The following is a 12035-nucleotide window of genomic DNA, read 5'->3' on the forward strand; positions in this document are numbered from 1 at the left end:
CCCCGCTTCAAGCGTTAGCTAAGTGGGGGTAGTTGACTTACTACAAGTGTAGCAAGTTTCCCCCAGCGACACAAGCTGTGGGGTGCGGCACACCGCAGCGACATGATGGCAGCACGCTCATACATTCACAGCGGGACAAAGAAGCAGGGCGGCTTTAAAAGAAGGACGTCTGCCTTCAGACGGGAGGCAAATATAGCCCGAAAGGCCGGGAAAAATGACGGATTCGCCGGATTGAGGAGAGATCGCGGGAAGATGTGGCGCCGCGATATTTCTGAATGGAAAAAACGTTGTAAGAGGGCACATTTCCCTTTTGACGATCGACTCGCTTACGGAAGCGCCAGCGCGTGAACGGACGATAAAAAGGGCGCCCCGTCGCTTTTGGGACACCCTTCGTCCATCCCGCCTTGCCGCGCCAAACGCACAACGGCTACGGCCGCGGGCAATGTTTTTGTTCGTACGCGGCAATGTAAGGTTCATATACAAACGTCAAATCGATTTCATCCCATCCTTTTAACAGCAGCTGCTTCCGATACGGGTCAATGTCAAACGGACGCGAAAATCCTTCATCGTCAAATACCCGCTGTTCTTCAAGCGAAACCGTCAGTTCATAGTCTGCGCGCTCGCTTTGGCGCAGCAAGTAGCGGACATCCTCTTTATCCAGCCGGATCGGCAACAGCCCGTTTTTTAAGCAGTTGTTGTAAAAAATATCGGCAAACGATGGGGCAATGATGACGCGGAATCCGTAATCTTGCAGCGCCCACGGCGCGTGCTCGCGCGACGAGCCGCATCCGAAGTTTTCATCGGCGATCAAAATCGTCGCTCCTTCGTTCTCCGGGCGATTCAGCTCAAACTCCGGATTTGGCGTGCCATCGCTCAAATACCGCCAATCGTAAAAGAGAAACTGGCCAAAGCCGGTGCGTTCAATCCGTTTCAAAAACTGCTTTGGAATGATTTGATCGGTATCAATATTCGCACGATCGATGCCGGCGGTTTTTCCGCGATGGATCGTAAACGGCTTCATCGTCCTTTCCCCCTTCCGTTATGGATGTCACTGATGGCAAAGGAGCTCGGCTTCCTAGGATGCCGCGCCGCCTCTTTTGCCATCACGATCGTCAATTTAACAGACCGGCTCAGCTTCAAGCTGGCGCACGTCGACAAAATGTCCGTAAATCGCAGCCGCCGCGGCCATCACCGGGCTGACGAGATGCGTGCGCGCTCCTTTTCCTTGCCGCCCTTCAAAGTTGCGGTTCGACGTTGACGCACAGTGCTCGCCTTCTGGGATGATGTCCGGGTTCATGCCCAAACAGGCGCTGCAGCCAGCCTCACGCCATTCAAAACCGGCATCGATGAAAATTTGCGCAAGCCCCTCTTCTTCCGCCTGTCTTTTCACTTGCTGCGACCCCGGCACAACGAGCGCGCGCACGCCCGGAGCGACTTTTTTTCCTTTGACAATGCCCGCTGCCGCCCGCAAATCGCTGATGCGCGAGTTCGTACATGAGCCGATAAAAACGTGCTGCACCGGAATATCGGTGATCGCCATTCCCGGTTTCAAGCCCATATACTCGAGCGCCCGGCGCACCGCGTTTTGCTCTGTTTTGCTTTCAAACTGCTCGGGATGCGGCACGACGCCATCGACCGATGTGCTCATCGCCGGGGTTGTACCCCATGTCACCATCGGGGCGATCGTCGACGCGTCGATTTCAATCGTCTTGTCGTATTCCGCCCCCTCATCGCTTGCAAGCGCCCGCCACCGTTCGACCGCTTGCTCAAACGCTTCGCCTTTTGGCGCATATTTGCGGCCGCGCAAATAGGCGAATGTCGTTTCATCCGGGCTGATGAGCCCGGCTCTCGCCCCCGCTTCAATCGACATGTTGCAAATCGTCATCCGTTCTTCCATCGACATGCGACGGATCGCCTCACCGGTAAACTCAATAATATAGCCGGTGCCGACGCCAACGCCATAGCGGCCGATAATGGCCAAGATGACATCTTTGGCGGTCACCCCTTTGCCGAGGCGGCCGTTGATGCAGATTTGCAGCGTTTTCGGCTTATGCTGCCAAAGCGTTTGCGTCGCCAGCACGTGCTCGACCTCGCTTGTGCCGATGCCAAACGCCAACGCGCCAAACGCCCCGTGCGTCGACGTATGGCTGTCGCCGCAAACGATCGTTTTCCCCGGTTGGGTCAAGCCGAGCTCCGGACCGATGACGTGCACGATTCCTTGCTCTTCGCTATGCAAATCTGCCAGTGGGATGCCGAACTCGCGGCAGTTGCGCTCAAGCGCAGCGATTTGGTTGCGCGCCACTTCGTCGGTAATCACAAATCGGTTAACGGTCGGCACGTTATGGTCCATCGTCGCAAACGTCAAATCCGGCCGCCGCACCTTCCGCCCTTTTTGCCGCAATCCTTCAAACGCTTGCGGCGAGGTCACTTCATGCACTAAGTGCAAATCGATGTACAATAAATCCGGTTTGCCCTCCTCACGGTAGACGACGTGGTTTTCCCAAATTTTATCGATGATCGTTTTCGGCTTCATTGGTTTTCACCTCGCACGTCTTAGGCATAAACGGTCCTAATTTGAGCAATGGTCGTATAATCCAGCACCTCCGCTTTGATTTCTTCGACCATTTCGTTCGTGGATACGATGCGGACGCCGCTTGGCGCCAAATCCGCAGTGCGCAAGCCTTGATCGAGCACCTGCCGCACCGCGTGCTCGACCGCCTCCGCTTCCGCAGTGAGCCCGAACGACAGGCGAAGCATCATCGCGGCCGACAAAATCGCGGCAATCGGATTGGCTTTGTTCATGCCGGCGATATCAGGCGCCGAGCCGTGAACCGGCTCATACAAACTCGGCCCGGAAGCGGATAAGCTGGCTGACGGCAGCATCCCGAGCGAACCGGACAGCATCGAGGCCTCGTCGCTCAAAATATCGCCAAACATGTTTTCTGTCACAATGACATCAAACTGCTTCGGCGCGCGGATGAGCTGCATCGCGGCATTGTCAACAAGCATATGCTCAAGCGTGACGTCCGGAAATTCCTTCGCCACCTCTTCAGCCACTTCTCGCCATAATCGGCTTGACGACAGGACGTTCGCCTTGTCGACCGACGTCACTTTTTTCTTCCTCCCGCGCGCAAGCATAAACGCCATGCGCACGATCCGTTCGATTTCTTCCTTTTTATACAAGAGAGTGTCAACCGCTCTTTCTTCCCCGTTTTCCACGACGCGGCCGCTCGGCTGGCCAAAGTAAATGCCGCCGGTCAGCTCGCGGACGATGACAAAATCGACGCCTTGCACGAGATCCGGTTTTAACGGCGAAGCGGAAACCAAACTGTCATAGCAAACAACCGGCCGCAAGTTGGCATATAAGTCGAGCTGCTTGCGAATGGCAAGCAATCCTTTTTCCGGGCGCAAATGCGGAGGGTTGTCGTCCCACTTCGGACCGCCGACCGCCCCGAGCAGCACCGCATCGCTCTGTTGGCAAAGGCGAAGCGTCTCTTCTGGGAGCGGCGTCCCGGCTTCATCGATCGCGGCTCCGCCAATCAATCCATACTCAAACGCAAACTCGTGGCCAAACCGGATGCCGACCGCTTTCAAAACCTCGACCGCTCCGGACGTCACTTCCTTGCCGATGCCATCGCCCGGCAAGACGGCAATCCGATAGTTTCCCATGTTTGAATCCCTCCGTTTTATGATGTTGCCACCTTTTCGTTTTCAGCACGCATCGCTTCGATCATAAACACGCGGTTCATGGCGTTGATGTACGCTTTCGCCGACGCCTCAAGCACGTCTTGCGCCGTTCCGCGCCCGCTCGTTTCAACATCGCGCACGCGCACTTTCACAAATACTTGCGCTAGCGCATCGCGGCCGCCGCCGACCGACTCAATCCGGTAGTCAAGCAGTGTCACTTCCGTTTGGAAGCAGCGCTCGAGCGTATTGTACAGCGCCTCGACGCTGCCGGCGCCGGTCGCCGCTTCTTGGATTTCATTCCCCTTCCCGTCTTTCAGTACCACGACCGCTGTCGGAATTTGATTCGTCCCGTATTGCACTTGAATGGAAGACAATTGATAAAAATCTTTGAAGTGGTCGAACTTCTCTTCGAAAATCAACGCGATTAAATCGTCGTCGGTAATATCCTTCTTTTTGTCCGCCAGTTCTTTAAAACGGACAAACAGCTGATTGATCTCTTCATCGGACAACGTGTAGCCGAGCTCCTCAACCCGGTTGCGAAGCGCATGGCGGCCGGAATGTTTGCCGAGCACCATCGAATTCGACGGCACGCCGACGAGCTCCGGTGAAATGATTTCGTACGTCGTTTTTTCTTTTAAGACGCCGTCTTGATGGATGCCGGATTCATGCGCAAACGCGTTTTTGCCGACGACCGCTTTGTTGGGTGGAACGACGACCCCGGTCAGCTTGCTGACAAGATTGCTTGTGCGCTTAATTTCTTGCAAATTGAGGCGCGTTTCCACTTGATAATAATCTTTGCGAATGTGAAGGGCGACGGCGATCTCCTCAAGCGCCGCGTTGCCGGCCCGCTCGCCGATGCCGTTGATCGTGCACTCGACCTGCGTCGCCCCATGCTCAATGGCCGACAACGAGTTCACCACCGCCATGCCCAAGTCATCATGACAATGAGCGGAGAGTGAAACATTTTCAATATTCGGAACATTGTTTTGCAAATAGAGGAAAATTTCCCCGTATTCTTTCGGCGTAATATAGCCGACCGTATCCGGGATGTTGATGACCGAGGCGCCGGCTTTGATCACTTCGGCGACGATTTTCGCCAAAAACGGCAGCTCGCTCCGGCACGCATCTTCCGCCGACCATTGGACGATCGGGAAAAAGCGCTTCGCGTATTTCACTGCCTCAACCGCCGCTTCAATCACTTGTTCCGGCGTCATTCGCAATTTATGCACCATATGGATCGGCGAGGTGGCGATGAATAGGTGGAGCCGCGGCTCCGCGCCGCCTTTTAACGCCTCCCACGCCGCATCAATATCGCTTCGGACCGAGCGCGACAGCCCGGTGACCGAGCATGTTCTCACCGTTTCGGCGATTTGTTTGACCGCCTCAAAATCGCCTTTTGACGAGGCGGGGAAGCCCGCCTCGATGATGTCAACCCGCAGCCGTTCAAGCTGACGGGCAATTTCCAACTTTTCTTGCAAGTTCAAATTGACGCCGGCCGACTGTTCCCCATCGCGCAATGTAGTATCAAAAAACTTAATGTTTCGCACCTGGCACCACCGCTTCTTTTTGTTTTGCTTTCACAAATGGCATCATGCTCCGCAGTTCGCGTCCGACGACTTCGATCAAATGTTCGTTCTCGCGCCGGTTGATGGCGTTGAACTCCGGACGGTTTGCTTGGTTTTCCAAAATCCAGCTTTTCGCGAATTTGCCGGTTTGGATGTCATCGAGCACCTTTTTCATTTCCGCTTTCACGGCGTCGTTAATGATGCGCGGACCGGTGATAAAGTCGCCCCATTGCGCCGTATCGGAAATCGAGTAGCGCATCCACGACAAGCCGCCTTCATAAAGAAGATCAACGATGAGCTTCATTTCATGCAAACACTCGAAATAGGCGACTTCCGGCTGATACCCGGCTTCAACGAGCGTTTCAAACCCGGCCTTGATGAGCGCCGTCAGCCCGCCGCACAGCACCGCTTGTTCACCGAACAAGTCGGTTTCCGTCTCTTCTTTGAACGTTGTCTCCAACACCCCAGCTCGAGTAGCACCAATCGCTTTCGCATAGGCGAGCGCCGTTTCTTTCGCGTGTCCGGTTACATCTTGATAAACGGCGATGAGCGCCGGCACCCCGGCTCCTTCCGCATATGTGCGACGCACGAGATGGCCTGGTCCTTTCGGCGCCACCAAGAAGACATCGACATGCTCCGGCGGGACGATTTGGCTGAAATGAATGTTAAACCCGTGCGCAAACACAAGCGCGTTGCCCGGTTCAAGCCCCGGTTCAATCTCTTCCTTGTAGACAGCCGGCTGTTTCTCATCCGGCAGCAACACCATCACAATATCCGCTTGTTTTGCCGCTTCGCGCACCGAGTATACTTCAAAGCCGTCCTGTTCCGCCTGCTCCCACGATTTCCCTTTGCGCAACCCGATAATGACGCGGACGCCGCTGTCGCGCAAGTTTTGTGCATGGGCGTGGCCTTGTGAGCCGTAGCCGATGATCGCGACCGTTTTCCCTTGCAAATATTGTTCGTTTGCATCCCCGTTATAGTAGACTTTTGCCATGATTACCCTCTCCTTTGTCGTGTAGTGTAAATGGGCCGCCATGCGCCCTCATTGCGCACAGGCGCGGTTATTCGTATCGACAATGTTTTGACAACGATCGTTGCAACGGAGACAGCGGCCGTTAAATGATAAACGCCGTTTTCTGGTTGGCCGCCGCTTTTTGCGCCCCGCGGGTGAACGCGGTCGTACCGGTGCGCGCCACTTCTTTGATGCCATAGGGGCGCAACAGCTCAATCAACGCCTCGACTTTTTCCGGCTCGCCGGTGACTTGAATGACGAGGCTGTCTTTGCTGACGTCGACGATCGAGGCGCGGAACGGCTCAATGAGCGTGTAGATTTCTTGGCGGATCGCCGGAGCAGCCGCCACTTTCACAAGCGCCAGCTCACGGGCGACGATCGCCTGATCCGTGATGTCATTGACTTTCAATACATCGATCTGCTTGTTTAGCTGTTTGATAATTTGTTCCGCGGTCCGTTCGTCGTCGACATTGACGACAAATGTCATCCGCGAGACTCCATCGATTTCCGTATGCCCGACGGTGATGCTTTCGATATTGTAATGCCGCTTCGTAAACAGCCCGGTGATGCGGTTTAACACGCCCGGGCGGTTGTTGACCGTCATCGTGATAATTCTTCGCACGCTTTCACCCCCACCATTTCATGAAGCCCTTTGCCGGGCGCCACCATCGGATACACGTTCTCGTCGGCGCGGACGTGGAAATCCAACAGCACCGGGCCGTCCATCGCAAACGCTTGTTTTAACACTTCAGCTGCTTCCGCCTCCGTCTTCGCCCGCAGCCCCGGTATGCCGTATGCTTCAGCGAGTTTTACAAAATCCGGCTGATTCGGGATGAGCGAATGGGAGTACCGTTTTTCGTAAAACAGCTCCTGCCATTGCCGCACCATGCCGAGCGCCTGGTTGTTGACGATGACGATTTTAATTGGCAATCCCAGCTCTTGAATGACCGACAGCTCTTGAAGCGTCATTTGGAAACCGCCGTCGCCGACGATGGAAACGACGGTCGCGCTCCGATCCGCCAGCTGGGCGCCAATCGCTGCCGGAAGCCCAAAGCCCATCGTGCCGAGCCCCCCGGACGTCACCCACCGGTGCGGTCGATTGAACTTGTAATATTGCGCCGCCCACATTTGGTGCTGGCCGACGTCCGTTGTGACGATCGCTTCGCCATTTGTCAATTCGTAAATCATTTCGACAAGCTTTTGCGGCTTGATCGTCCCGGCTTCCGGCTCGTAATGGAGCGGGAAGCGCCGCTTCCACTCATTGAGCTGTTCGAGCCACGCCGCGTTGTCAGCCGGTTTGCCTTGCTGGGCGATCAGTTCCTGCAGCGCCGCTTTGGCGTCGCTGACAATCGGAATTTTGGTCGGCACGTTTTTGCCGATTTCCGCCGGGTCGATGTCGATATGAGCGACAGTCGCCTTTGGCGCGAAGTATTTCAAGTTGCCGGTGACCCGGTCGTCAAAACGGGCGCCGATGTTGATAAGCAAATCGCACTCATAGAGCGCCATGTTCGCCGTGTACGTCCCGTGCATGCCCGCCATCCCCAAGAAAAGCGGATGGTCTGCCGGGAAGCCGCCAAGGCCAAGAAGCGTATGAACGACCGGAATGTTTTGCTGCTCGGCGTACTGCCGCAATTCGTTTGCCGCGTCGGCGTGCAAGACGCCGGCGCCGGCTAAAATGACCGGCCGCTTCGACTGGCTGACCGCCTCGACAAGACGGCGGATTTGCCAATGGTTCGGCTGCGTCGTCGGCTGATACCCAGGCAAGCAAACTTCTTCATCGTAATCGAATTCCCCTTCGGCCGTTGTGATGTCTTTCGGAATATCGATCAACACCGGCCCCGGCCGTCCAGTCGTTGCGATGTGGAACGCCTCTTTGATGATTTTCGGCAGCTCACTGATGTCGCGCACTTGGTAGTTGTGTTTCGTAATCGGCATCGTAATCCCGACGACATAGGCTTCCTGAAAGGCGTCCGAGCCGATGACGCTCGTCGCTACTTGCCCAGTGAACACGACGAGCGGCAACGAATCCATCATGGCGTCGGTCAGTCCGGTGACGATGTTGGTCGCTCCCGGCCCCGATGTCGCGATGACGACCCCCGGTTTTCCCGAAATGCGCGCGTACCCTTCCGCCGCATGAATGGCTCCCTGCTCGTGCCGCGTCAAGACGTGAAACACACCGGCTTTATACAACTCGTCATACAGCGGGAGCACCGCCCCCCCTGGATAGCCGAAAATGACTTCGACTTGCTCCGCCTTCAGCGCTTCGATCAACATCATCGACCCGCTCATCCTCGTCTTCGTCTTCGCCTGCTCCTCCACGTTCATCTTTGCCATCGTCGACCCTCCCCGTTGGTTGTGATCCATATAAAAAACCTTTTCACCCACCATGACTGGCATTTCCAGCCAAAGGGGCGAAAAGGTTTCCTTTCCGCGGTACCACCCTTCTTCACGGCCATGACGGCCGCCTCAGGAGCAGCCAGCCGAAACCGGCTGCTCGTTTTTTGTAACGGGTGAAGCGCACATCCCCACCCGTCCGGCCCTACTGGCGAATCTGCGTTCAAGCCGGCGCTCGGAGGTGAGTTCATCAAGCGGCAACATCACCGGTTCGCAGCTCCCCCGGCTCTCTGTGGATGTTGGCCCCGCTGACTACTTATCCTCGTCAACGCTTTCTCGCTATATGGTTGTCATTCTTGCTCAACTGACATTGGCGTTCGTCGGATACACCTTTACTCCTTCGACGACTACGCGGCGGCGGAATTCTTCAAGCAGCCGCTTCGTATGCGGACCCGGCGTCCCGTCGCCGATCGTCCGGCCATCGACTTTAATGACGGAAATGACTTCGGCTGCCGTCCCGGTTAAAAACACTTCATCTGCCACATACACGTCATGGCGGGTGAACGGCTCCTCTTTCACCGTATAGCCGAGATCAACGGCAATTTCCATAATCGCCTGACGCGTGATGCCTTCCAGCGCCCCGACATACCCTGGAGGCGTGTAAATGACGCCGTTTTTAATGATGAAGACGTTGTCGCCGGAACCTTCGGCCACATATCCTTGGTCGTTTAAGATCAGCGCCTCGCTCACGTTGGCCAAATGCGCTTCGATCTTCACGAGAACATTGTTCAAATAGTTGAGCGATTTGACCTTCGGACTCAGCACATCAGAGCGGTTGCGGCGCGTCGCTACTGTCACCACTTCGATGCCGGTTTCATATAAATGCTTCGGGAAGAGCGCGAGCGGCTCCACGATAATGACGATTTGCGGCGTTTTGCATTTGTACGGATCAAGGCCCAAATCGCCAACCCCGCGCGAAACGACTAAGCGAATGTATGCATCCTGATAGCCGTTGCGGCGGACGGTTTCAAGCACATGGCCGATCATTTCGTCCTTCGTATATGGAATGTCGAGCAAAATCGATTTCGCGGAATTGTATAGCCGATCTATATGTTCTTCGAGGCGGAATACGTTGCCGCTATAGACGCGAATGCCTTCAAATACGCCGTCCCCATACAAAAATCCATGGTCATACACGGAAATTTTGGCGTTTTCTTTTGTCACAAATTCTCCGTTTAAAAAGATCCATTGTTCGCCCACTTCGGTTCCCCTCTTCCTTGATCAGTCAACGGTTGCTTTAAACGGCTCGGTGATGTGTTTGAGTCGTTTCTCTTGTTTGAAAATTATAATAATCCGAAACGACCGCGCCGTCAATAACGTTTTTTGAAAATTTCGATTCGTCGAACTGCTTGTATGCGCTTACAATTTGATAGAATCAAGGATTTGCCGATTCAAAAATTTTTTCTTTCTTGGCGGCTCATAGAAAGCGGACGCGCTCTAACTGCCAAAGACGAAAAACAAAAAATAGCGGACGTTTTGTCCGCTTAGATCGAAAAGGTTCGTTCCATTCCGGAAACGGGCTGCCCATTCACTTCATAAAATTGGACATGCACGCGCCCTCCGCCGATGGTCAACACCGCGTACGTTCTTTCTTTTCTCCCGCGCGGCAAGGCGATGCTGCCGGGATTGATGAACAGCACCCCCTCGATTTGCTCGGCCCCAGCCAGGTGGGAATGGCCGAAACAAACGACATGGGCGCTCGTTTCTTTCGCCCGGTAGTAGAGGCGCAGCAGCGACGTTTTGACGCCGTACAAATGGCCGTGCGTGATGAGAAAGCGAAGGCCTTCCGCCTCCTCGGTCCGCTCATTCGGAAACGCCGCTTCAACATCGCAGTTGCCGCGCACGACGACAAATGGAGCAAGTTCGGCCGCTTGAGCCGACAGCTCGGAATCGCCGCAATGAATAAACAAATCGGCTTCATGGCGATGGCGCTCGACAATGGCGGAGAGTTCGCCGCTGAGCCCGTGGCTGTCGCTTACAACGACCGCTTTCATTCCGTCCGCCCCTCCCCTCCCATGATGTCATCCCATTGCTCGTCAAGCTTGGCCAGCGCCTTCGCCCGGTGGCTGATCTCATTTTTCTCTTCCGGGGTGAGTTCCGCCATCGTCTTCCCCTTTTCCGGAAGATAAAAGACGGGGTCATAGCCAAAACCGCCTTCTCCCCGCGGCGCTTCGGCGATGTACCCTTCGCACGCCGCCTCCACAACGGCCGTCGGCCGCCCGGGGATGGCGACCGCCAGTGCGCAATGAAACCGGGCGGTGCGCTGTTCCATCGGCACGCCTTCCAACTCGTGAAGCAGCTTCGCGATGTTGCGCGCATCGTTTTTGTCTTCACCGGCATAGCGGGCTGAATAGACGCCCGGCCGGCCGCCGAGCGCATCGACCGCCAGCCCCGAATCATCGGCGATCACCGGGCAGCCGAAACGGCGAGATATGGCTTCCGCTTTTATCCGGGCGTTTTCGGCAAACGTGCTTCCCGTCTCCTCGACGTCCGGAACGTCCGGAAAATCAAGCAGCGATTTGACGTCGATGCCCCGCTTCGCAAACAAAGCGGCAAATTCACGCACTTTTCCGGCATTTTTCGTCGCGATCACAATCTTGTTCACTCTGTCCCCTCCTCCTGCTTCGCTTCTTGCTTCGTCCCGATGCGAGCCGCCCAATCGCCCAAAACGCGGCGCTGCACGGCGATCAGCTGTTCAATGCCGATGTGCGCCGCCTCAAGCAATTCATCGAGCTCGGCGCGAGAAAAAGTCGCTTCTTCCCCCGTCCCTTGAATTTCAACAAACTGGCCGGATCCGGTCATGACGACGTTCATATCGACTTTTGCCCGCGCGTCTTCATCGTAATTCAAATCGAGCACAACGCCATGCTCCGGATCGATGCCAACGGATGTAGCGGCAAGAAAATCGCGGATTGGAAGCGCCTCGAGCTTCCCTTCGTCAACGAACTTGGAAAGCGCCAGCACGAGCGCCACGTAGCCGCCGGTGATCGAGGCGGTGCGCGTTCCGCCGTCCGCCTGAATGACGTCGCAATCGATCCAAACCGTTCGTTCGCCAAGCCGCTCCAACTCAACGACCGAGCGGAGCGCGCGGCCGATCAGGCGTTGAATTTCCATCGTCCTCCCCGACACTTTCCCTTTGCTTGCCTCCCTCGCATTCCGCTGCTCTGTCGCCCGCGGCAGCATCCCATATTCGGCGGTGATCCATCCTTTTCCGCCGCCGCGCATAAACGGCGGCACTTTTTCTTCCACCGTCGCCGTGCAAATCACTTTCGTGTCGCCGATTTCAATCAACACGGACCCTTCGGCATGTTTCACATAATGCGGCTGTATATGTACAGGGCGCAGCTCACGGTTATGTCGTCCGTCTGCTCTCATTC

11 protein-coding genes and 1 other annotated feature are annotated in these 12035 nt (G+C 55.8%); all 11 genes read right to left on the reverse strand.

Annotated elements, in window-relative coordinates; genetic code table 11:
• Window positions 1–427: 427 nt before the first annotated feature.
• Complete coding sequence (gene leuD / locus ACR1UW_RS14225; RefSeq protein WP_498933823.1) at window positions 428–1021, reverse strand: 3-isopropylmalate dehydratase small subunit; 594 nt, start codon at window positions 1019–1021, stop codon at window positions 428–430.
• A gap of 96 nt (window positions 1022–1117) precedes the next feature.
• On the reverse strand, window positions 1118–2533 hold the full coding sequence (gene leuC / locus ACR1UW_RS14230) for a 3-isopropylmalate dehydratase large subunit (protein WP_237420658.1): 1416 nt from the start codon (window positions 2531–2533) through the stop codon (window positions 1118–1120).
• 20 nt (window positions 2534–2553) lie between these two features.
• Window positions 2554–3669 carry a 3-isopropylmalate dehydrogenase gene (gene leuB, locus ACR1UW_RS14235; RefSeq protein ID WP_498933825.1) on the reverse strand — a complete coding sequence of 372 codons (1116 nt, stop codon included), beginning with the start codon at window positions 3667–3669 and terminating at the stop codon, window positions 2554–2556.
• 17 nt (window positions 3670–3686) lie between these two features.
• The gene (locus tag ACR1UW_RS14240) at window positions 3687–5234 is read right to left on the reverse strand and encodes a 2-isopropylmalate synthase (RefSeq protein WP_033010636.1); all 1548 of its coding nucleotides are present in this window, start codon (window positions 5232–5234) and stop codon (window positions 3687–3689) included.
• Complete coding sequence (gene ilvC, locus ACR1UW_RS14245; protein WP_237420660.1) at window positions 5221–6246, reverse strand: ketol-acid reductoisomerase; 1026 nt, start codon at window positions 6244–6246, stop codon at window positions 5221–5223. The genes ACR1UW_RS14240 and ilvC overlap by 14 nt, the downstream gene beginning before the upstream one ends.
• A 121-nt stretch (window positions 6247–6367) precedes the next feature.
• Window positions 6368–6886: an acetolactate synthase small subunit gene (gene ilvN, locus ACR1UW_RS14250; RefSeq protein WP_033010639.1), complete on the reverse strand. Its 519-nt coding sequence runs from the start codon at window positions 6884–6886 to the stop codon at window positions 6368–6370.
• Window positions 6865–8598, reverse strand: a complete 1734-nt coding sequence (gene ilvB, locus ACR1UW_RS14255) for an acetolactate synthase large subunit (protein ID WP_498933828.1) — start codon at window positions 8596–8598, stop codon at window positions 6865–6867. Before ilvB ends, ilvN begins: the two co-directional genes overlap by 22 nt.
• Before the next feature lie 70 nt (window positions 8599–8668).
• Window positions 8669–8936, reverse strand: a binding site (T-box leader).
• A gap of 22 nt (window positions 8937–8958) precedes the next feature.
• A complete protein-coding gene (gene ilvE / locus ACR1UW_RS14260) occupies window positions 8959–9858 on the reverse strand; it encodes a branched-chain-amino-acid transaminase (protein ID WP_033010640.1) in 900 nt (299 codons plus the stop codon).
• 284 nt (window positions 9859–10142) lie between these two features.
• Window positions 10143–10652, reverse strand: a complete 510-nt coding sequence (locus tag ACR1UW_RS14265; RefSeq protein WP_094239053.1) for a metallophosphoesterase family protein — start codon at window positions 10650–10652, stop codon at window positions 10143–10145.
• The gene (locus ACR1UW_RS14270; RefSeq protein WP_498933831.1) at window positions 10649–11263 is read right to left on the reverse strand and encodes an XTP/dITP diphosphatase; all 615 of its coding nucleotides are present in this window, start codon (window positions 11261–11263) and stop codon (window positions 10649–10651) included. Before ACR1UW_RS14270 ends, ACR1UW_RS14265 begins: the two co-directional genes overlap by 4 nt.
• Window positions 11260–12033 (reverse strand): ribonuclease PH, encoded by a 774-nt coding sequence (gene rph, locus ACR1UW_RS14275; protein WP_033010643.1) that lies wholly within the window; start codon window positions 12031–12033, stop codon window positions 11260–11262. Before rph ends, ACR1UW_RS14270 begins: the two co-directional genes overlap by 4 nt.
• Between the last annotated feature and the right edge of the window lie 2 nt (window positions 12034–12035).

The sequence above is a fragment of the Geobacillus lituanicus genome (assembly GCF_050994965.1).
Lineage (GTDB): Bacteria > Bacillota > Bacilli > Bacillales > Anoxybacillaceae > Geobacillus > Geobacillus stearothermophilus.

Excerpts from the sequence above, each read along its gene's own strand:
- leuD (WP_498933823.1), bottom strand. The coding sequence starts at position 1,021 with ATGAAGCCGTTTACGATCCATCGCGGAAAAACCGCCGGCATCGATCGT.
- leuB (WP_498933825.1), bottom strand. The coding sequence starts at position 3,669 with ATGGGAAACTATCGGATTGCCGTCTTGCCGGGCGATGGCATCGGCAAG.
- ACR1UW_RS14265 (WP_094239053.1), bottom strand. The coding sequence starts at position 10,652 with ATGAAAGCGGTCGTTGTAAGCGACAGCCACGGGCTCAGCGGCGAACTC.
- rph (WP_033010643.1), bottom strand. The coding sequence starts at position 12,033 with ATGAGAGCAGACGGACGACATAACCGTGAGCTGCGCCCTGTACATATA.
- leuC (WP_237420658.1), bottom strand. The coding sequence starts at position 2,533 with ATGAAGCCGAAAACGATCATCGATAAAATTTGGGAAAACCACGTCGTC.
- ilvC (WP_237420660.1), bottom strand. The coding sequence starts at position 6,246 with ATGGCAAAAGTCTACTATAACGGGGATGCAAACGAACAATATTTGCAA.
- ilvB (WP_498933828.1), bottom strand. The coding sequence starts at position 8,598 with ATGGCAAAGATGAACGTGGAGGAGCAGGCGAAGACGAAGACGAGGATG.